Origin of the sequence: Proluteimonas luteida (genome assembly GCF_021191695.1) — a bacterium.
In the GTDB taxonomy this organism is placed as follows: Bacteria; Pseudomonadota; Gammaproteobacteria; order Xanthomonadales; family Xanthomonadaceae; genus Luteimonas; species Luteimonas luteida.
Genome location: NZ_JAIWPT010000031.1, coordinates 1 through 20,661, shown reverse-complemented (window position 1 = coordinate 20,661; position 20,661 = coordinate 1). Strand labels below are relative to the sequence as shown.

The following is a 20,661-nucleotide window of genomic DNA, read 5'->3' as shown; positions in this document are numbered from 1 at the left end:
TTCCGACGTGCCGAATCTACGCAACAAGCTCGATGGCTTCAGGGCGGGTACGGCATCGTCGGAACCTCCCGGATCACCGGGAGAGTCTGCCTGATCAGGGCTGACTCCAAGACACAAGGGCGGGTCTCGACCCGCCGATCCGCCAGCCGACCGCGTCGGGATGGCCTACCTTGTCGGTCCGGCAAGCGGCGGGTCGAGACCCGCCCTACATGCCGCTGTGGCGCAGCAGCGCGGCGATGTCGGGGTCGCGGCCGCGGAACGCGCGGAAGTTCTCGATCGCCGGGCGGCTTCCGCCGCGCGAGAGGATCTCGCGGCGGAAGCGTACGCCGGTCGCGGCCAGCTGGTCGGGCGTTTCCTCGAACGCGGCATAGGCGTCGGCGCTCAGCACCTCGGCCCACTTGTAGCTGTAGTAGCCCGCCGCGTAGCCGCCGGCGAAGATGTGGCTGAACTGGTGGGGGAAGCGGTGCCAGGCCGGGGTCCGGTTGACCGCGACCTCGTCGCGGACCCGTTCGAGCAGTTGCAGCACGTCGTCCTGCGCCGGATCGAAACCGGCGTGCAGCTGCATGTCGAACAGCGCGAACTCGATCTGCCGCAGGGTCTGCATGCCGCTCTGGAAGTTGCGTGCGGCCAGCATCCTGTCGAACAGCGCGCGCGGCAGCGGCTCGCCGGTATCGACGTGCGCGGTCATCGCCCGCACCCGGTCCCATTCCCAGCAGAAGTTCTCCATGAACTGGCTCGGAAGCTCCACCGCGTCCCACTCGACGCCGTTGATGCCGGCCACCGGCAGCTCGCCGATCGCGGTCAGCAGCTGGTGCAGGCCGTGGCCCATCTCGTGGAACAGCGTGGTCACCTCGTTGTGGGTGAAGGTCGCCGGCTTGCCGTCGGCGCCCTTGCCGAAGTTGCAGACCAGCTGCACCAGCGGGGTCTGGGTGCCATCGACGCGGATGCGGCGGTTGCGGCAGTCGTCCATCCACGCGCCGCCGCGCTTGCCTTCGCGTGCGTAGAGGTCGAGGTAGAACTGGCCGACGAGCGTGCCGTCGGCATCGACGAGGCGGTAGAAGCGCACGTCCGGATGCCACACCGGCGCGCTGTCGGGCGCGACGCGCAGGCCGTACAGCGACCCGATGACGTCGAACAGACCGGCCAGCACGCGGTCCTCGGTGAAGTACTGCTTCACTTCCTGCGCCGAATAGCTGTAGCGCGCCTGGCGCAGCCGGTCGCTGGCGAACGTCAGGTCCCAGGGCTCGAGCGTAGCGAGGTCCAGCGTGTCGCGGGCGAAGGCTTCCAGCTCTTCCCGGTCGCGGCGCGCATGCGCCGTCGCGCGCGCGGCGAGGTCGCGCAGGAAGGCCTGCACCTCGTCCGGCGTGGTCGCCATCTTGGTCGCCAGCGACAGCTCGGCGTAGTTGCCGTAGCCCAGCAGCGCCGCCTGTTCGGCGCGCAGCGCGAGGATGCGTCGGATCAGCGGGCCGTTGTCGAGTTCGGCCGGGCCGGACTCGGACGCGCGCAGGCCGAATGCGCGGTACAGGCGTTCGCGCAGCGCGCGGTCCTCGGCATAGGTCTGCACCGGCAGGTAGCAGGGCATCTGCAGGGTCAGCTTCCAGCCGTCGCGGCCGTCGCGCGTGGCGGCCTCGCGTGCGGCGGCGACCACGTCGGCCGGCAGTCCGGCCAGTTCGGCGTCATCGTCGGTGACGTACGCGAATGCGTCGGTCGCATCGAGCACGTGTTCGGAGAACTGTGCCGACAACGCCGCCAGTTCCTGCTGGATCGCGGCGAAGCGGGCCTTGCCCTCGGCATCGAGCGCGGCGCCGCCAAGGCGGAAATCGCGCAGCGCGTTGGCGACGACGCGCCGGCGCACGACGTCGAGCCCGAGCGCATCCGCCTGGTCGGCCAGGGCTTCGTACTGCGCGAACAGCGCCGCGTCCTGGCCCAGCGCGCTGAAGAACCGGGTCACCTCCGGCAGCGCGGCGTTGTAGGCGGCGCGCAGCGCGGGAGTGTTGACCACGGCGTTGAGGTGGCTGACCTGGTGCCAGGCGCGCGACAGGCGCTCGGTCGCATCCTCCAGCGGCAGGGCCACCGTCTCCCAGGTCACCGGCCGGGTCTTGCCGGCGACCGCGGCAGCGGCCGTGGCCTCGGCGACCAGGGCATCGATCGCGGGTTGGACGTGGGCCGGTTCGATCGCGTCGAAGCGCGGCAGGCCGGAGAAGTCGAGCAGGGGATTGGACATGGCGGAGACGGCGGATGCGGAAGGCGGGTACGACGATTCTATGCGGGTCAAGAGGCGCCGCGGCCGGCACGGCCGGCCACGGCATCCCGCTGGACAGGGGCCCCTCGGGTCTTCAACCGCCCTCGGGCAGCGCGTAGGCGATGACGTAGTCGCCGGCGGGCGTTTCCATGAAATGGTGGCCGCCGGCCATGATCACCAGGTACTGGCGGCCGCCCGAGGCATAGACCATCGGCGTGGCCTGGCCGCCCGCGGGCAGCTTGTCCTGCCAGACAGTCCTGCCGGTGTCGATGTCGATCGCGCGGATCAGGTCGTCGGTGGTCGCGGCGATGAAGATCAGGCCGCCGGCGGTGACCGCCGCGCCGCCGTTGTTGGGCGTGCCGATGTCGATCGGCAGGCCCGAGGCGATGTCGAACGGCCCGTTCTTGCGCGCGCTGCCGAACGGGCGGTCCCACAGCGTGCGGCCGGTCGCCAGCTCGATCGCGCGGATCCCGCCGTACGGCGGCTGCTTGCACAGCAGCTTGGTGAACGGCATGCGCCAGCCGGCGTTGACGTCGATGGCGTAGGGCGTGCCGATCTGCGGATCGCCGGCGCCTTCCGCGCCGCCCATGTCGCCGCGCACCTGGTCGCGCGGCGCCAGGCCCATCTCGTTGGCCTTCTCGCGCGGGATCAGCCGGTTGTAGTTGGGCATGTCGTTGTAGTTGGCGACGATGATCCCGCGGGTCGGGTCGACCGCGATGCCACCCCAGTCCGAGCCGCCGTTGTAGCCGGGATAGACCACCGACGCGCGTTCGCTTTCCGGCGGCGTGTAGGGGCCGCCATAGGCCGCGCGCGCGAACTGGATGCGGCAGATCATCTGGTCGACCGGGGTGATGCCCCACATGTCGCGGTCGCTGAGCACCGGCTTGGCCAGCGTGTGGTACAGCGAGAAGCGCTGCGTCGCCGCGCGCTGCTCCGGCTCCACGCCGCCCTGCGGCACCGGCCGTTCCTCGAAGCCGACCAGCGGCTCGCCGGTGCGGCGGTCGAGCACGTACATATCGCCCTGCTTGCTCGGCAGCACCAGCGCCGGGACGCTGCCGCCCTCGGCCGGGAAATCCACCAGCGTCGCCTGCGAACCCAGATCGTAGTCCCACACGTCCATGCGCACGGTCTGGAAATGCCAGGCCGGCTTGCCGGTGGTGACGTCGAGCGCGACCAGCGAGGTCGCGTATTCGTTCTCCGGCGGCGTGCGCAGGCTGCTGTAGTAGTCGGCGGCCGAGTTGCCCAGCGGCATGTAGACCAGGCCCAGCGCTTCGTCGCCGCTGGCGATGGTCCAGCTGTTGGGCGTGCCCAGGGTGTAGGTCTCGCCTTCGGGCGGCAGGCCGTCGCGGTCCGGGCGGGCCAGGTCCCAGGCCCAGCGCAGTTCGCCGGTGACCGCGTCGAAGCCCTGGATCACGCCCGACGGTGCCCAGCGGTACTGGCCGTCGAGCACCTGGTGGCCGGTGACGACCACGCCGCGCACGATCGTCGGCGGCGAGGTGATCGAGACCATGCCCGGCAGCACCTCGCCCATGCCGACGGTGATGTCGACCTGGCCGTTGTCGCCGAAGTCCGCGCACGGCGTGCCGGTGCGCGCGTCGACGGCGACCAGGCGGCCGTCGAGGGTGCCCTCGATGATGCGGGTCGCGCAGCTGGCCGGGCCGGCGCTGGTTGCGACCGGCGTTGCCGGCGCGGTGTCGTCGGCCGGAGTCACCGCGTCCGTGGTCGCGTCCGTGGCGGCAGGGGCCGGCACGTGGCCCGCGGTGTCGTAGTACGCCACGCCGCGGCAGGCGGCGGTGTACGGAATCGACGCCTCGTCGACGACGGGATCGAAGCGCCAGCGCTCGCTGCCGGTGGCCGGGTCCAGCGCCAGCAGGATGTTGCGCGCGGTGCACAGGTACAGGGTGTCGTCGACCTTCAGCGGCGTGGTTTCCGCGCCCCAGCGGATGTCGGGCAGGTCGCCGGTGCGGTATTCCCACACCCGTTCCAGCCGGCCGACGTTGTCGCGGTTGATCTGGTTCAGCGGCGAATAGCGCCTGGCGTCATAGCCGCGGCCGTAGGCGAGCCAGTCGCCGTCGGCCTGTGGGGTGGCGGTACCGGGTACGCCGGCGGCGGCCGACGGCAGCGGGCCGTCGGGGCGGGTCACGCCGTACGGCACGAACGCCAGCGCGAAGGCGACCACGAACACCGCTGCCAGCGCCGCAGCGATGCCGCGCGACAACCCGCGCGACACCGGCCGGTCGAGCCGCGGCATCAGCAGCGCCACGACCAGCGCGAGCGCGACCATCAGGCCCAGCCGCGGCACCCAGCGCCAGTAGTCGAGGCCGCTTTCCCATGCGCTCCAGACCACGGTCAGGGCGAATACCGCCCAGAACAGCAGCGCGCCGGGGCGTCGGCCGCGGGCCAGCAGGACGCCGGCCGGCAGCAGGCCGAGGCCGGCGACGAGGTAGTACCAGGAGCCCCCGGCGGCGAGCAGCCAGGCACCGCCGAGGGCCAGCGTCAGGCCGAGCAGGGCGATGACCAGTCCGAGCGGCAACAGCGCCCAGTGGCCGCGGCGGGTCGGGGGAGGCAGGGACATGACGGCAGCTCATGAATGGGGGGAGGGCATCAGGCTAATCCCGGTCCTGCGACGATCAGGTGAGCGCACGGCGACGGTGCGCGCGCCGTATCGCATAGGCATGAACAGGCGTTGGCGCTATTGTGGACAGGTGGCGCGATCCGGTCCTCGCGCGGTCGTGACACGGCGATGCATTCGATCGAAGTTGTGCTGGTGATGCTGCTGGCCGTCGTCGTCAGTGGCTACCTGACCCGTGTGCTGCCGCGCTGGCTGCCGTTGCCGCTGCCGGTGGTGCAGATCGCCCTGGGGGCGACGATCGCCGGCGTGTTCGGCCAGGGCGTGACCCTGGATCCGCACCTGTTCTTCATCCTGTTCCTGCCGCCGCTGCTGTTCCTCGATGGCTGGCGCATCCCCAAGGACGGGCTGTTCCGCGACCGCGGCATGATCCTGCAGCTGGCGCTGGGCCTGGTGGTGTTCACCGTCGTCGGCGCCGGCTTCCTGATCCACTGGCTGATCCCGGCGATGCCGCTGGCGGTGGCGTTCGCGCTGGCGGCGATCCTGTCGCCGACCGACCCGGTGGCGGTGTCGTCGATTGCGGCCAAGGCGCCGATTCCCAAGCGGATGATGCACATCCTCGAAGGCGAGTCGCTGCTCAACGACGCCTCGGGCCTGGTCTGTTTCCGCTTCGCGGTCGCCGCCGCGCTGACCGGCGGCTTCTCGCTGATGTCGGCCTCGCTGACGTTCCTGTGGGTGTCGCTGGCCGGCGTCGCCGTCGGCGTGGCGCTGACCTTCGCGATCAACCGCGGCCACGCGATGGTCTCGCGCGTGTTCGGCGAGGAGGCCGGTACCCCGATCCTGATCAGCCTGCTGACCCCGTTCGGCGCCTACATGCTGGCCGAGCAGATCGGCGCGTCCGGCATCCTGGCCGCGGTCGCGGCCGGCATCACGATGAGCTACGTCGAGCTCACCGGCCGCGCGCTGGCGACCACCCGCGTGCAGCGCACCGCGGTCTGGGACACGGTGCAGTTCGCGCTCAACGGCATCATCTTCGTGCTGCTGGGCGAGCAGCTGCCGTGGATCGTCGAACGCGCGGTGCACACCATCGGCGAGAGCGGCCACCTGGCGCCGTGGTGGCTGGTGGTCTATGTCGTCGCCATCTACGCGGTGCTGTTCGCGCTGCGTTTCGCCTGGGTGTGGGTGACGCTGTGGATCGGCCTGTACCGCAACCGCAGTGACGGCGAACAGCCGAAACCGGAGTGGCGCCTGGTCACGGCGATGTCGCTGGCCGGCGTGCGCGGCGCGATCACCCTGGCCGGCGTGCTGACCCTGCCGCTGCTGATGTCCGACGGCAGCACGCCGTTCCCGACCCGCGACCTGGCGATCTTCCTGGCCGCGGCGGTGATCATCCTGTCGCTGCTGCTCGGCAGCCTGGTGCTGCCGCGACTGCTCAAGGGGCTCGCGCTGCCGGCCCAGGACGACGAGGTGCGCGAGCTCGACCATGCCCGCCACGAGGCCGCCGTCGCCGCGGTGGCGGCGGTCGAGCGCGCGCAGCACGCGCTGCCGGGCGCGACCGAGAATCCCGACCTCTACGCCAGCGCCGCGTTGCGGGTGATGGCGCTGTACGAAGGGCGGCTCAAGCGCGACGACAACACCGGCATCGAGGCGGCCGCGCTGCGCCGCGCCGACGACGCCGAGCGCGCGCTGCGCCTGGCCGCGATCCAGGCCGAGCGCGAGCGCCTCTACGAACTGGCCAGGCACCGCGCCATTTCCGACGAGATCGCGCGCAAGCTGGTACGCGAACTCGACCTGATGGAAACCCGCTACCGCTGATCAGGCCGCGGCCGGCGCGTCCGGCCGGGTCATCCGTTCCAGCCACGCCAGCGCATCGAGGGCCTCGTCGCGGGTGCTGCCGCACATCGCCGGCTCGGGCCGCAGCGAGGCGCAGAACGCCGGCCGTTCCGGGCGTCCGAACAGCCGGCAGCCCAGTTGCGCGTCGAGTTGCACGCAGGGTATGCCCGCCGGCTTGCCGTGCGGCATGCCGGGGATCGGCGAGGTGATCGACGGCGCGATGCAGCAGGCCGCGCAGCCGGGGCGGCACTGCATGGCGCCGCTCAGCCGGGCCGGCGCACGATCGCCAACGCCAGCAGCACGATACCGGCCGCGTTGAGCGTCGCCAGCACCAGGCTCACGATCGCGAACGCGTAGCCGGACGTCACGAAGTCGACAGCGCCGGAGACCAGCAGGAACTCGGCCAGCGCGTACCACGCGGTCGACAGCAGCAACGCGGCCAGCAGCACGGTCAGGCCGCCGAGCGCGGGCGCGGCGGCGGCGCCGAGCGTGGCGCGCCTGCGCAGCACCAGCGCGAACGCCGCGGCCAGGCCGGCCAGCATCGGGACCAGGTACGGCAGTTGCTGCAGCAGCGATGTCAGGAACCGGGACATGTCGAACGTCGTTTCCATTGCGGTGTTGTCCTGTCGGGGGTTGCGCGGCGATCGAACGCCATGGCGGTCGCGGCAGGCGGGCGGTGTGCCGCCGGCCTCTCAGTCCGCGGTGACCAGCGCGACGTTGCGTGCCTGCAGCGCGGCGAACACCGGGTCGGTGTCCGGACGCACGCCGTGCCACAGCGCGAAGCTCTCGGCGGCCTGCTCGACCAGCATGCCGAGTCCGTCGATGGTGTCGCGGGCGCCGTGCGCGCGGGCCCATGCCAGGAACGGCACCGAGGCCTCGCCGTAGCTCAGGTCCACCGCCGCGGTGCGCATGCCCACCAGCGAGCGCGGCAGTGCCGGGATCGCGCCCGAGCGCGCGGCCGAGGTCGCGTTGACGATCAGTTCGAACTCGCCCAGTTCGCCGATCACGTCCAGGTAGCGCGGATGCACCCGGTCCGGCTCGCCCAGCGCATCGGCCAGCGCGTCGGTGCGCTCGGGCGTGCGGTTGACCACGAACAGGTCGGAGACGCCGGCATCGAGCAGCAGCGGCGCGACCCCGCGCGCCGCGCCGCCGGCGCCGATCAGCAGCGTGCGCCGGCCGCGCAGGTCCAGGCCGTGGCGGCCGGTGAGGTCGCGCACCAGGCCGGCGCCGTCGGTGTTGTCGCCGAACCAGGTCTCGCCCTGCCGCACCAGAGTGTTGACCGCGCCGGCGCGGCGCGCGCGCTCGCTGCAGGTGTTGGCCAGCGCGAACGCCGCCTCCTTCAGCGGCAGGGTCACGTTGGCGCCGCTGCCGCCTGCGCCGGCGAAGCGGGCGAGCGCCGTTTCGAACGTGTCCGGCGTCGCGTCGATCGCCACGTAGTCGACCGCGATGCCGAGTTGCCTGCCGAAGGCCGCGTGGATCGCCGGCGACAGCGAATGGGCGACGGGATGGCCGAAGACGGCGTGGTGCTGGGCGGGTTGCGACATGGATCCCTCGGATGCGGTGGCGTGCGCGCAGTCTAGGGCCTGTCGTCGATGGCCGGATAGGCCGCGCCGGGGCGGCAGTCCGCGCGGCGCGGCGCGGACGGAGCCGGGGCGATCGCGTGCGGCGCTCAGCCGCGCTCGCGCAGCCAGCGCGCGGCGTCCAGCGCGAAGTAGCTCAGCACGCCGTCGGCGCCGGCGCGGCGGAAGCCCAGCAGCGATTCGAGCACGCACCTGCGCTCGTCGAGCCAGCCGTTGGCGAACGCGGCCCGGAGCATCGCGTACTCGCCGCTGACCTGGTAGGCGAACACCGGCACGCCGAATTCGTCCTTGGCCCGGCGCACGATGTCCAGGTACGGCATGCCCGGCTTGACCATGACCATGTCGGCGCCCTCGTCCAGGTCCTGGGCGATCTCGCGCATGGCCTCGTCGGAATTGCCCGGGTCCATCTGGTAGGTGGCCTTGTCGGCCTTGCCGAGCGCGGCGGCCGAGCCGACCGCGTCGCGGAACGGGCCGTAGAACGCGCTGGCGTACTTGGCCGAATAGGCCAGGATGCGGGTGTGGACGAAGCCCTCGTCCTCGAGCGCGGCGCGGATCGCGCCGATGCGCCCGTCCATCATGTCGCTGGGCGCGACCACGTCGGCACCGGCGCGCGCATGCGACAGCGCCTGTTTCACCAGCGCCTCGACGGTGACGTCGTTGACCACGTAGCCGTCGGCGTCGGTGATGCCGTCCTGGCCGTGCACGGTGTAGGGGTCCAGCGCCACGTCGGTGATCACGCCCAGTTCCGGGAAGCGCTGCTTCAGCGCCCGGATCGCGCGCTGGCACAGCCCGTCCTCGTCCCAGGCCGCGATCGCGTCGAGCGACTTGGCCGCCGGCAGCGTCACCGGGAACAGCGCCAGCGCCGGGATGCGCAGCTCGCAGGCGGTCTCGGCGACCCGCAGCAGTTCGTCGATCGACAGCCGCTCGATCCCCGGCATCGACGCGATCGGCGCGCGCCCGGCCGGTTCGTGCACGAACACCGGATAGATCAGGTCGTCGCTGGCGAGCGTGGACTCGCGCATCAGGCGGCGCGAGAAGTCGTCGCGGCGCATCCGCCGCATCCGGGTGTCGAGTCGGGTCATGCCGGCATTTTACGCCAGGCGCCGAATGCGTAGGTCGGGGCCACGCCCCCGACGCGCGTGATGCTTCGGAGCCGTCATCTTCATTGTCCGCCGGTCCAGATCCCCGCGCGTCGGGGGCGTGGCCCCGACCTACGGGGCGTCGTGTACGCCGTCGATCTCCAGCGCCAGTTCGCGCCGGCAGATCACCGCGTGCAGCAGCACCCGCGGCACGCGGTCGCCGAAGCGGGCATCGAAGGCCTCCGCCACGACCGGCAGGTCCTCGGCGTCGCGGACGTAGACCTTCAGCCGCGAGCCGGGACCGAAGCCGGCCGGCAGGTCGGGCCGGCGCGCGCGCGCGGAGGCGATCAGCGCGTCGAAATTGGCGAAGGTCTCGTCGAGCTGGGCCAGCAGTTCGCCCTCGTGCTGCGAGGCGTGGCCGACGACGCTGGCGGTGCCCGACAGCAGCAGCGGCATCGCGCTGCCGGCCGGTGGCAGCATCGCGCGGGCGAAGCTCGGCGACTGCGGGCCGTACTGGCGCGGATAGCGGTAGGCGCTGACCTGGCGCGGGTTCTCCACCGGCGTGCCGGGGACGCGCGCGGCCAGCCAGTAGACCTGGATCGTGCGCGCGTCGTCGCAGCGGCCGATCGCGGTCGCGGCCGGCAGGTCGTGGGTGTCGAAGCTGCCCAGGCCCTGGGCGCGGCCGACGCAGAACTGGCGGTAGCGTTCGGTGTCGCCGTCGCCGACGGTGATCGCGTCGAGGTAGTTCCAGATCCGCAGCAGGTGCGGATATTCGCTGCCGCCGATGAAGCGGGTCAGCTGGCGGTAGGCGTGCTCGGCGGCGAGCAGGATGCCGCTGTTGTCGCCGTCGCCGGTGTGGCCCTCGGGCTCGTCGACCTCGATCGCGCCGAACAGCAGCTCGCCGTCGCACGACCAGGCGATCTCGCCGTCGCGGCCGCAGTGCACCGGTCCCTGCGTGCGCCAGACTTCCAGGGGCGCCGCGCCATGCGGCTGCAGCGGCACGCGCAGGTAGCGCGGATCGTCGAGCAGCGGCGCGGCGCCGCCAAACCCGAGCACCGCCAGCACGCGGTCGTCGGCGAGCAGCGACGCAGGCGCGGTATCGACGTAGTCGACCTGCAAGCGCGGCGCGCCAGGTGCGGCGCCGATCGGCTGCGGCCGGCTCACGGGTTGCCCTCGTGCAGGGTGTCGCCGCGGAACTGCTCGCCGACCTGGCGGCGCCGCGCCAGCCAGCCGCGCAGCGCGCTGGGCGCGATGGCGATCGCGTTGGCGGCGTAGAGCAGCCGGAACAGGCGCAGCCGGCGCAGCACCGCGCGGTTGTCGAACACGTCGCCGGCGAGCATCGAGATCACCGCCTGCTCGAGCTGGAAGTCGTTGCGCGGCGCGGCGAACAGGCGCTGCATCACCGGCGTGGTGAAGCGGTGGATGAACCAGCTGAAATGCCTGAGGCCGCGGCGCAGGCGCCGCTCCATGCCGCGCTGCAGGCTGCGTTCGCGGGCCGGGTCGCGCAATGCGCCGTCGACCACCGCGGCCGCGTGTTCGGCGCTGTTCATGCCCAGGTAGACGCCGGACGAGAACACCGGGTCGATGAACGCATAGGCGTCGCCGGCCATGACCCAGCCGGGGCCGGTCATGCGCGTGCACGCGTACGAGTAGTTGCCGGTCGCGTGCACCGGGGCGATGCGTTCGGCGCCGGTCATGCGGCTGGCGACCGACGGCGTGCGCAGCAGGGTCTGCATCAGGAAGGTTTCGTTGTCGGTGCCCTGGCGCTGCTTCAGGTATTCGGGAAAGCACACCGCGCCGACGCTCATCACGTCGTCGGGCAGCGGGATCAGCCAGTACCAGCCGTACTCGAAACGGTCGACGGTGATGTTGCCGGCATCGTCGCCGTCGCGCCGCTGCACGCCGCGGAAATGGCTGAACAGCGCCGCCGACTGGTGGCGCGCGCTCTTGCGCTTGAGCTTGAGCCGGCTGCCGAGGAAGGTGTCGCGGCCGCTGGCGTCGACGAGGTAGCGCATGCGCACCTGCAGCCGGCTGCCGTCGGTGGCGCGCGCGCTGGCACCGACCGGGCGGCCGTCGGCGTCGTGTTCGAGCGCCTCGACCCGGACCTGCATGCGCGCATCGACGCCGTTGGCGCGCGCGTTGTCGAACAGCAGCGTGTCGAACTCGGCGCGGCGCACCTGGAAGGCGTAGCCGAACTTCGGGTCGATCGCGCGCGAGAACCGGAACACGTGGGTGGTGTCGGCTTCGTCGTGCACGGGGAAGTCGGCGCCGTGCTTGAGCACGCCGATCGCGCGCACCTGTTCCAGCACGCCGAGCCGCTCGAGGATCGGCAGGTTCATCGGCAGCAGCGATTCGCCGATGTGGAAGCGCGGGTGGCGGTCCTTGTCCAGCAGCAGCACGCGGTGGCCCTGGCGCGCCAGCAGCGTGGCCGCCGTGGTGCCGGCCGGGCCGCCGCCGATGACCAGCACGTCGGTCTCGATGCTGGCGGTGGTGCCGGGCGTTGCGGTGGCGGTGGCGGGCGCGGTGGCGATGCGGCTCATCCGGTAAGCAGGCGGTTGTCGTGCAGGCGCGCATGATAGCGGAACGCCGGGGCCCGGCCCGCGCGCCGCCGGCCGCCGGTTTTCCGGCCTTGCGCTGGCGCGGCCGATGCCGGATCGTGGCGGCCTGCCAAACCCGTGGAAGCTGTTCATGTCCGTACAAACCGATGCCGAGCGCGAGCTTGCGCAGTTGCTGGTCGAGAGCCTGAACCTGGAGGACGTGGCGCCGGGCGACATCGACCCCGAGGCGCCGCTGTTCAACGCCGGCCTCGGCCTGGATTCGATCGACGCGCTGGAGCTGGCGCTGGCGATCAGCAAGCAGTACGGCTTCCAGCTGCGCTCGGACAACGACGAGAACCGCCGCATCTTCGCCTCGCTGCGCGCACTGTCGGCGCACGTCCAGCAGCATCGCACCACTTGATCCTGCTGCTGCAGGTGCTGCTGGCACTGGGGTACGCCGTGCTGGCGCACCTGGCCAGCATGTGGCAGCACGACGGCCTGGCGCTGGCGGCGCTGCTGGTGCTGGCCGCGATGCTGCTGGTCGAGCCGCTGCTCCATCGCCGGACATGGGCCTGGCTGGCGCTTCCGCCGGTGCTGTGGGGCGCGTGGGCGCTGTACGCGTCCGGCCACGCGGCGCTGCCGCTGCTGCTGGTGCCGGTGGTGTTCGTGCTCGCGATCGCCTGGGTGTTCGGCCGCACGCTGCGCGCCGGTTCCACGCCGCTGATCACCCGCATCGTCGCCGGCATCGAGGGAGCGGGCTCGGCCGACGCCCTGGACCCGGCGCTGCGCCGCTACACCCGCAACCTGACCGCGGCCTGGGCGATCGTGCTGCTGGGCATGGCCGGGGCGAACCTGGCGCTGGCGCTGGTCGCCAGTCCCGGCGGCCTGCTCGAGAGCCTGGGCCTGCGCTCGCCGTGGCCGATCACCCGCGAGCAGTGGTCGCTGTTCGCCAACCTGCTGAACTACGGCGTGATCGGCGGTTTCTTCGTCGTCGAATACGCGTTGCGCAAGCGGCGGTTTCCCGGGCGCTACCGCAGTTTCGTCGATTTCCTGCGCAAGCTGGCCGGGCTCGGGCCGGTGTTCTGGCGCGACCTGCTGCGCTGAACGGCGCGCGCGGCCGGCTTTTCCGCCGCCCGTGACGGTATCCTTGGCACCGATGGAACACAGACAGACCCAAGCAGACGCCAGGTCTCCCGCGTTCGGCGGATTCCTGACGGTCCTGCTCAACATGCTGCGGTTTGCCTTCACCCTGCTATGGACGGCGGGCTGGATCACCGTGTCACTGCTGCTGCAGGCGCTGACCCGCCGGCCCGGGCTGGCGCTGGACATGGCCCGCACCCGCTGGGCACCGGGGCTGCTGGATCCCGCCGGCGGGCTGACCGTCGAGGGCGCCGACGCGATCGACTGGTCGCGGCCGTACCTGGTGGTGGCCAACCATCAATCGGTGATCGACATCTGCGCGGTGTTCAGCGCGGTGCCGGTGCCGCTGCGTTTCCTGCTCAAGGACGAGATGCGGCGCGTGCCGTTCGTGAACTGGTACGCGCGCGCGACCGGCATGCTGTTCATCGCCCGCGACGATCCGCGCGCCGGGCCGCTGCTGCGGCGCCAGGTCGCCGAGCTGCTGCGCGCCGGGCACAGCCTGTGCCTGTTTCCCGAGGGCACGCGCTCGCGCGACGGCCGCATGGGCGAATTCAAGTCGGGCGCCTTCCAGTCGGCGATCGACGCCGGCGTCGAGGTGCTGCCGATCGCGCTGCATGGCACCGGCGACGTGCTGCCGGCGGAAGGCTTCTTCAACGTCAGTCCCGGTCCGATGCGGGCGACGATCGGAACGCCGCTGGCAACCGGCGACTGCGTCGGTGCGGCCGGCCGCCAGCGCCTGGCGCGGCAGGCGCAGGCCTCGGTCGCGGCGATGCTGGCGGGGCGCTGAGCGATGACCGGATTCACCATCGATGCCACCCATCCGTGCCTGCCCGGGCATTTCCCCGGCCGGCCGCTGGTGCCGGGCGTGGTGATCCTCGACCGGGTGGTCGCCGCGATCGAGGACCGGCACGGGCCGCTGCCCGCGCTGCGCCTGCCGCAGGTGAAGTTCTTGCAGCCGCTGCTGCCCGGGGTCGCGGCCGACATCGCGCTGCAGGCGCTTCCCGCCACCGAGGGGCGGCGCTGGCGGTTCCGGGTCAGCGCCGGCGACACGCTGCTGGCCAGCGGCGAGGTCGTGGCGCCGGCATCGACGCCATCGACGGACGCGACCGCGGCATGAGCACGCAGTGGAAGTGCCGCCGCGAAGGCGGCGGCCGTTTCGCGCTGGCCGCGATGATCCGCGTCGCGCAGGTGTGCGGGCGCAGCGCGACGCGGCTGCTGCTGTATCCCATCACCCTGTATTTCCTGGTCCGCCGCGGCGCCGAGCGGCGCGATTCGCGCGCCTACCTCGATCGCGTGCTGGGGCGCCCGGCCACGCTGCGCGACGTCGCCCGGCACATCCACACCTTCGCCGCGACCATCCTCGACCGCCTGTTCCTGCTGACCGGCAACACCCGCGGCTTCGACGTGAGGACCTCCGGGCTGGAGGTGCTGCACGGCCATCTCGACGCCGGCCGAGGCGTGCTGCTGTTCGGTTCGCACCTGGGCAGCTTCGAGGTGTTGCGGGTGCTGTCGCGGCAGCGGCCGGACTACCCGATCCGGGTCGTGCTCGACCGCGCCCACGGCAAGGCGATCACCGAGCTGCTGGACGCGGTCAATCCCGAGATCGCCGCGACCGTCATCGACGCCACCCAGGACGGCCCCTCGGTGGCGCTGGCGATCCACAACGCGCTCGATGCCGGGGCGATGGTCGCGCTGCTGGTCGACCGCAGCCAGGAGGGCGGCCCGACCACCGACGTGCCGTTCCTCGGCAGCCCGGCGCCGCTGCCGACCGCGCCGTGGCTGCTGGCGGCGGTGCTGAAGGTGCCGGTGATGCTGGCATTCGGCCTGTACCGCGGCGGCAACCGCTACGATCTGGTGTTCGAGCCGTTCAGCGACGGCATCGCCCTGCCGCGCGGGCAACGCGAGGCGGGCGTGCAGGCGCTCATCCGGCGTTACGCGGCGCGGCTGGAACATCATGCGCGGTCGGCACCCTACAACTGGTTCAACTTCTATGACTTCTGGACATCCGATGCCGGGCGCGGACGCGACACCACGACGCCTGCGCCGCCTGTTGCTGGCGTGCTGCCTGGCGGTGCCGCCGGCCTGGGCCGCCGCGCAGGCCCCTGAGCCGGCAGCCGGGCAGACGCCCGCGCCGGCGTCGGTCGAACCCGACTGGATCCTCGGCCAGCTGCGCCGGCCGCCGCCGGCGGCCACGCCGTTCGTCGAGCTGCGGGTGTCGTCGATGCTGAAGAAGCCGCTGCAGCTGGCCGGCGAATACCGCCGTCCCGACGCCGACACCCTGGTGCGCGAGGTGCGCGCGCCGTATGCGGAGACGACCACGATCCGCGCCGGCCAAGCCACGCTGGCGCGCGAGGGCCGCGCGCCGCGGACCTTCGCGCTGTCGCGGGTGCCGGAGCTGGCGGCGCTGCAGGGCAGTTTCGGCGCGCTGCTGGCCGGCGACCGCGCGCAGCTCGAACAGCACTACACGCTGCAGGCCGAAGGCGCGGCCGATGCCTGGACGATGACGCTGACGCCGAAGGACCCGCGCACCGCGACGCGGCTGCTGGCGGTGGTGCTGCGCGGCGGCGGCGACGAACTGCGCTGCATCGAGACCCGGCCGCGCGAGGGCGATGCGCAGCCGACGCTGCTCGGCGGCGCGGCCACGGGCGCGGACGCGTTCGCATCGCTCGACGACGCGCTGCGCGCCTGTCGCGCGCCCGCGCGCTGATGCCGGGCGGCCCGCCGCGTCCCGGCGCCCGCCTCGCGCTGGCGCTGGCCTGGCTGCTGCTGGTGCTGGCGGCCGGGTGGCTGGCGGGCCGGCACCTGGAGTTCACCGGCGACCTGCGCCGGTTCCTGCCCGACGCGCGCACGCCGGAACAGAAGCTGCTGATCGACGAACTCGGCGAAGGCCCCGGCTCGCGCCTGCTGCTGCTCGCATTGTCGGGCGACGTGCCGGAGACGCTGGCCGCGCAGTCGCAGGCGCTGCGCGCGGCGCTGGTCGCCGATCCGCGCTTCGACGTGGTCGCCAACGGCGCCGATGCCGGGCTCGAATCGTTCCCGCCGGGCCTGCTGCCGTACCGCTACCTGCTGTCGCCGACGCTCGATACCCAGCCGCTCGATGCCGACCACCTGCGCGACGAACTCGACGCCCGGCTGCAGGACCTCGGCTCGCCGGCTGCGGCGCTGGTGGAGCCGCTGCTGCCGTCGGACCCGACGCTGGAGACGCTGAAGCTGGCCGAACACTGGGCGCCGGCCGCGGCGCCCGAGCGCCTGCATGAGGTCTGGTTCGACCGCGCCGGAACGCAGGCGCTGCTGCTGGTGGAAACCCGCGCCGCCGGCTTCGACCCGACCGGCCAGCTGGATGCGGTCGAGGCGATCGGCGCGGCGTTCGCCGAGGTGCGCGGGGACAGCCCGGCGACGCTGGAGATGACCGGTCCCGGCGCGTTCTCGGTCGAGATCGGCGGCCGCACCGAGCGCGAGGCGCGGATCATCGGCATCGTCGATACCGTGGGCCTGGTGCTGCTGCTGCTGGTCGCCTACCGCAACTGGAAGATCCCGCTGCTCGGCGTGCTGCCGCTGGCCAGTGCCGGCGTCGCCGGGCTGGCCGCGGTGGCGCTGCTGTTCCCCGGCGGCGTGCACGGCATCACCATCGCGTTCGGCTTCACCCTGATCGGCGTGGTGCAGGACTACCCGGTCCACTTCTTCAGCCACCAGCGCGCCGGCCTGTCGCCGTGGCGGAACGTGCGCGGGCTGTGGCCGGCGCTGTCGACCGGCGTCATCGCCACCTGCATCGCCTACGCCACGTTCCTGTTCTCCGGCGTCGACGGCCTGCGCCAGCTGGCGGTGTTCACCATCGTTGCGCTCGCGGTCGCCGCGCTGACGACCCGCCTGCTGCTGCCGGCGCTGGTCGATCCGGCGCCGCCGGACCTGGCCGCGTCGCCGCGGCTGCAGCGGCTGTGGCAGTGGATCGAAGCGCTGCCGCGGCCGAAGTGGTCGCTGGCGCTGCTGGCCGCGGCCGCGGTCGCCGCGATCGCCTGCAGCCCGGCGGCGTTCTGGCAGAACGACCTGTCGAAGCTGACCCCGGTGCCGGACGCCGCGATGGCGCGCGATACGGCGCTGCGCGCCGAACTCGGCGCGCCGGACGTGCGCTACGTGCTGGTCGCCCAGGCCGACGATGCCGATGCCGCGCTCGCCGCCACCGCCGCGCTGCGGCCACGGCTCGACGCCCTGGTCGCCGCCGGCGCGCTCGACGGCTACGACATGGCCGCGCGCTACCTGCCGCCCGCCGACCTGCAGCGCGCACGCCAGGCGGCGCTGCCGGACGCGCCGACGCTGCGCCGCGCGCTCGACGCGGTGCTGGCCGATTCGCCGTTCAACGCCGATGCCTTCGACGCGTTCGCCGCCGATGTCGAACACGCGCGCACCGCGCCGCCGCTGACCCGCGCGATGCTCGACGGCACGCCGCTGGCATCGGCGGTCGCCGGCCTGCTGCTGGAGCGCGACGGCCACGCCACCGCTCTGGTGTCGCTGAGCGGGCTCGACGACCCGGCCGACGTCGCCGCACTGGCGGCCGCCGCGGCCACGCCCCGGGTCGAGCTGCGGCTGCTGGACATGAAGCAGGCGTCGGAATCGCTGGTCGCCGAGTACCGCGGCCGCGTGCTGTGGGCGATGGCGGCGGCGCTGGTGCTGCTGGTCGCCACCGTGTGCATCGCGCTGCGCGCGCCGTCGCGCGCCTGGCGCGTGCTGCTGCCGACGCTGCTGTCGCTGCTGCTGGTGGTCGCGGTGCTGCGCCTGTGCGGCGTCGAGCTGACCCTGTTCCACCTGGTCGCGCTGATCCTCGCCGCGGGCCTCGGGCTCGACTACGCGCTGTTCTTCGAGCACGCCGGCGACGACCGCGCCGACCAGGTGCGCACCCTGCATGCGGTACTGGTCTGCAGCCTGATGACGCTGCTGGTGTTCAGCCTGCTGGCGTGGTCGTCGATCCCGGTGCTGCGCGCGATCGGCAGCACCGTTGCGCTCGGCGTGGTGTGCAACTTCGTGCTGTCGCTGCTGGTCGCGCGCCATCGCGCCGCGATCGATGACGCGCGCCGCGCGGACGGGACGGCGGCATGAGCCGCGACGACGGCGGCAGCGTGGCTGGCGTGGAGATCGGCCGCGCCGCGCTGATGGCGATGATCCCGCACCAGGACGCGATGTGCCTGTGGGATGCCGTCACCGGCTGGGACGCGCGCAGCGTACGCCTGCGCAGCGGCACCCATCGCGATCCGGACAACCCGCTGCGCAGCGACGACCGCCTGCGCGCGCTGCACCTGTGCGAATACGGCGCGCAGGCGATGGCCGTGCACGGCGGCCTGCGCGCCCGCGCGAGCGGTGGCCCGGTGCGTCCGGGCATGCTGGTGGCGCTGCGCGGCGTGCAGCTGCATGTCGCGCGCATCGACGAGCTGGCCGGCGACCTGCAGTGCGAGGCGGAGGTGCTGGTCGAGTCCGATGCCAGCCAGCAGTACGCGTTCCGCATCGAATGCGACGGCGTGCTGCTGGCCGAAGGGCGGGCTGCGGTGATGCTGGGGGGCTAGGGCCTGGCGAAGGGGGCGCGCCGCCCCGTCGAATGCGCGCGCCGGGGGAGGCCTGTGGCGGATCAAGATCCGCACTACTTCCGCTCAGCCGCGCGTGCGGCGGTATTCGGCCACGGTCTGCGCCGCGCTCGGGTTCGACATCGCCATGCCGTTGACGAACACCGCCGGCGCGCCGCGCCTGAACACCTCGACCGCACGGTCGATGCCTGCGCGCTGTTCGGCGCTCGGGTTGTCCACCTCGAACGAGAACCCGCTGCCACGTGCCACCGGAACGCCTTCGCGGGACAGTGCCGCGACCAGCGCCTCGGTGCGCTGCGCCTGCTCGGACGGGCAGTTCGCCGGCGCCAGCACCAGCACGACGTTGCGCCTGGCGCCGCCGGGCATCTCCACCGGCACGAATCCGTTCGGGCTGGCACTGGCGGCGAATGCGTGTTCCGCATCGCGGCCCTGCCACCACTTGTAACCGCCGAACAGCACCGCGATCAGGAGCAGGAGTTTGAGCAGGCGCATGGGGGGTTCTCCGATGGACGTGACGGGGTCTGCGGAGTCGGCACGCGCCATGCGCCCCTGCGCGCAGGCGCCCGCCTGTCGCATCGTGTTCCGTCCGCCGACGCGCAACGCCGGCGCCGTTCCCCGCCGGCATCATGCCCAATCCGCCGCCGCAAGTCAGCGGGGCGATGCGCCTTGCGATCGCGCTCGTGCGCATTGCAATCGCCTGCAACGCCTCGCCTACAATCGGCCCATGGACACATCCAGCAAACGCGCCCTCGTCACCGGCGGCAGCGGCGACATCGGCGGCGCGATCTGCCGGCGCCTCGCCGCCGACGGCCTGCACGTGATCGTGCACGCCAACGGCAACCTGGCACGCGCGCAAGGCGTGGTCGATGACATCGTCGTCGCGGGCGGCGGCGCGCAGGCGGTCGCGTTCGACGTGGCCGATGGCGAGGCGACGCGCGCGGCACTCGAGGCGCTGCTCGAAGGCGGCCCGATCCAGGTCGTCGTCAACAACGCCGGCGTCCATGACGATGCGCCGATGGCCGGCATGTCGGGGGCGCAGTGGCGGCGGGTCATCGACGTCTCGCTGCACGGCTTCTTCCACGTCACCCAGCCGCTGCTGCTGCCGATGGCGCGCCGGCGCTGGGGCCGGATCGTCAGCGTGTCGTCGGTCGCGGCGGTGACCGGCAACCGCGGCCAGAGCAACTACGCCGCGGCCAAGGCGGCGCTGCATGGCGCGTCGAAATCGCTGGCGCGGGAGATGGCCTCGCGCGGCATCAGCGTCAATGTCGTCGCGCCCGGCGTCATCGCCGGCAGCATGGCCGATGCGGCGTTCCCCGCGGAGGTGGTGAAGCAGATCGTGCCCGCGGCGCGTGCCGGCACGCCGGAGGAGGTCGCCGCGCTGGTCGGTTTCCTGTGCTCGGACGATGCGGCTTACATCAATGGCCAGGTCATCGGCATCAACGGCGGCATGGCGTGAGCCGGGCGGCCGCATCGACGGGATAACCCCGTCGCCGCCCGCCGGCCGTTGAGGACAGTGACGATGCCGGCACGTGCCGGCGTCCCAACCAGGGAGAGGACGCATGCGATATCACGTACTGCTGGGTGGCCTGCTGGCGTTGACGGTGCTGCCGGCGGCCGCGGACGACAGGATCCGGCTGGTGGTGCCGATCCCGGTCGCCGACGGTGCCGACATCGACCCGGAAATCACCGACCACTGCGGCGTGCCGGCGGAGTTCACCAAGCGCCTGACCCGGGAGCTGCGCAAGGTCGCGGTCCCGGTCGAGGCGCCGCTGGACGACATGCACGGGCGCGTGCTGAAAGTCGAGATCGTCGACGCGGTCTGGGGCGGCAACTGGTTCATCGAGCACAACCAGACGATCCGCGTGCGCGGCGTGCTGACCCGCGACGGCGCGCACGAGGCCGCCTTCAATGGCGTCATGGTGACCCGCGGCGGCGGCCTGTCGAGCGGCTGCTACCAGATGAACTCGAACTTCGGCGCGATGACCTGGTACATCCGGCGCTGGCTGCGCAATCCGGTCGACGGCGCGCGGATCGGGATGGGTGGGTAGGCGTGCCGGGTAGGGCGGGTCTCGACCCGCCAGCGCGCCGACGGGCCTGGCGGGTCGAGACCC

The 20,661-nt window shown here is 72.5% G+C and carries 20 protein-coding genes; 11 read left to right on the top strand and 9 right to left on the bottom strand.

Annotated features, from left to right (window positions below):
• Positions 1–205 precede the first annotated feature (205 nt).
• Both LDO26_RS17750 and LDO26_RS17745 read right to left on the bottom strand, forming a co-directional pair.
• Entirely contained in the window at positions 206–2,224 is a 2,019-nt protein-coding gene (locus LDO26_RS17750; RefSeq protein WP_232132427.1) for a M3 family metallopeptidase, read from the bottom strand.
• 112 nt (positions 2,225–2,336) lie between these two features.
• On the bottom strand, positions 2,337–4,817 hold the full coding sequence (locus tag LDO26_RS17745) for a membrane-bound PQQ-dependent dehydrogenase, glucose/quinate/shikimate family (protein WP_232132426.1): 2,481 nt from the start codon (positions 4,815–4,817) through the stop codon (positions 2,337–2,339).
• 168 nt (positions 4,818–4,985) lie between these two features.
• On the opposite strand from LDO26_RS17745, the gene LDO26_RS17740 reads away from it, so the two are divergent.
• Complete coding sequence (locus LDO26_RS17740; RefSeq protein ID WP_232132425.1) at positions 4,986–6,626, top strand: Na+/H+ antiporter; 1,641 nt, start codon at positions 4,986–4,988, stop codon at positions 6,624–6,626.
• Here the strand turns inward: LDO26_RS17740 and LDO26_RS17735 are convergent, their stop codons facing one another.
• From LDO26_RS17735 to LDO26_RS17710, 6 genes are all read right to left on the bottom strand, one after another.
• Positions 6,627–6,899 (bottom strand): YkgJ family cysteine cluster protein, encoded by a 273-nt coding sequence (locus LDO26_RS17735; RefSeq protein ID WP_232132424.1) that lies wholly within the window; start codon positions 6,897–6,899, stop codon positions 6,627–6,629.
• 8 nt (positions 6,900–6,907) lie between these two features.
• Positions 6,908–7,255 (bottom strand): hypothetical protein, encoded by a 348-nt coding sequence (locus tag LDO26_RS17730; protein ID WP_232132423.1) that lies wholly within the window; start codon positions 7,253–7,255, stop codon positions 6,908–6,910.
• An 81-nt stretch (positions 7,256–7,336) separates the two neighbouring features.
• A complete protein-coding gene (gene aroE, locus LDO26_RS17725; protein WP_232132422.1) occupies positions 7,337–8,188 on the bottom strand; it encodes a shikimate dehydrogenase in 852 nt (283 codons plus the stop codon).
• A gap of 125 nt (positions 8,189–8,313) precedes the next feature.
• Entirely contained in the window at positions 8,314–9,306 is a 993-nt protein-coding gene (gene hemB / locus LDO26_RS17720) for a porphobilinogen synthase (protein ID WP_232132421.1), read from the bottom strand.
• A gap of 129 nt (positions 9,307–9,435) precedes the next feature.
• Positions 9,436–10,467, bottom strand: a complete 1,032-nt coding sequence (locus LDO26_RS17715) for a chorismate transformation FkbO/Hyg5 family protein (protein ID WP_232132420.1) — start codon at positions 10,465–10,467, stop codon at positions 9,436–9,438.
• A complete protein-coding gene (locus tag LDO26_RS17710) occupies positions 10,464–11,843 on the bottom strand; it encodes an NAD(P)/FAD-dependent oxidoreductase (protein WP_232132419.1) in 1,380 nt (459 codons plus the stop codon). The genes LDO26_RS17715 and LDO26_RS17710 overlap by 4 nt, the downstream gene beginning before the upstream one ends.
• A 148-nt stretch (positions 11,844–11,991) precedes the next feature.
• Here LDO26_RS17710 and LDO26_RS17705 point away from each other — a divergent pair, with 148 nt between their 5' ends.
• From LDO26_RS17705 to LDO26_RS17670, 8 genes are all read left to right on the top strand, one after another.
• Positions 11,992–12,261 (top strand): phosphopantetheine-binding protein, encoded by a 270-nt coding sequence (locus LDO26_RS17705; RefSeq protein WP_232132418.1) that lies wholly within the window; start codon positions 11,992–11,994, stop codon positions 12,259–12,261.
• Positions 12,261–12,944, top strand: a complete 684-nt coding sequence (locus LDO26_RS17700; RefSeq protein ID WP_232132429.1) for a COG4648 family protein — start codon at positions 12,261–12,263, stop codon at positions 12,942–12,944. Before LDO26_RS17705 ends, LDO26_RS17700 begins: the two co-directional genes overlap by 1 nt.
• A gap of 124 nt (positions 12,945–13,068) precedes the next feature.
• The gene (locus LDO26_RS17695) at positions 13,069–13,767 is read left to right on the top strand and encodes a lysophospholipid acyltransferase family protein (RefSeq protein ID WP_232132428.1); all 699 of its coding nucleotides are present in this window, start codon (positions 13,069–13,071) and stop codon (positions 13,765–13,767) included.
• Between the two features lie 3 nt (positions 13,768–13,770).
• Positions 13,771–14,097, top strand: coding sequence for an ApeI family dehydratase (locus LDO26_RS17690; protein ID WP_232132417.1), 327 nt, complete (start codon positions 13,771–13,773; stop codon positions 14,095–14,097).
• On the top strand, positions 14,094–15,086 hold the full coding sequence (locus LDO26_RS17685; RefSeq protein WP_343226192.1) for a lysophospholipid acyltransferase family protein: 993 nt from the start codon (positions 14,094–14,096) through the stop codon (positions 15,084–15,086). Before LDO26_RS17690 ends, LDO26_RS17685 begins: the two co-directional genes overlap by 4 nt.
• Positions 14,989–15,687, top strand: coding sequence for a LolA-related protein (locus LDO26_RS17680; RefSeq protein ID WP_232132416.1), 699 nt, complete (start codon positions 14,989–14,991; stop codon positions 15,685–15,687). The genes LDO26_RS17685 and LDO26_RS17680 overlap by 98 nt, the downstream gene beginning before the upstream one ends.
• Entirely contained in the window at positions 15,687–18,071 is a 2,385-nt protein-coding gene (locus LDO26_RS17675) for an MMPL family transporter (RefSeq protein ID WP_232132415.1), read from the top strand. Before LDO26_RS17680 ends, LDO26_RS17675 begins: the two co-directional genes overlap by 1 nt.
• On the top strand, positions 18,068–18,532 hold the full coding sequence (locus LDO26_RS17670) for a hotdog family protein (protein ID WP_232132414.1): 465 nt from the start codon (positions 18,068–18,070) through the stop codon (positions 18,530–18,532). Before LDO26_RS17675 ends, LDO26_RS17670 begins: the two co-directional genes overlap by 4 nt.
• An 84-nt stretch (positions 18,533–18,616) precedes the next feature.
• Here the strand turns inward: LDO26_RS17670 and LDO26_RS17665 are convergent, their stop codons facing one another.
• Entirely contained in the window at positions 18,617–19,042 is a 426-nt protein-coding gene (locus tag LDO26_RS17665) for a hypothetical protein (protein ID WP_232132413.1), read from the bottom strand.
• Between the two features lie 232 nt (positions 19,043–19,274).
• Between LDO26_RS17665 and fabG the strand changes: the two genes are divergently transcribed.
• Complete coding sequence (gene fabG, locus LDO26_RS17660; protein ID WP_232132412.1) at positions 19,275–20,006, top strand: 3-oxoacyl-ACP reductase FabG; 732 nt, start codon at positions 19,275–19,277, stop codon at positions 20,004–20,006.
• A gap of 103 nt (positions 20,007–20,109) precedes the next feature.
• Positions 20,110–20,598: a hypothetical protein gene (locus LDO26_RS17655; RefSeq protein WP_232132411.1), complete on the top strand. Its 489-nt coding sequence runs from the start codon at positions 20,110–20,112 to the stop codon at positions 20,596–20,598.
• The last annotated feature ends 63 nt before the right edge of the window (positions 20,599–20,661 follow it).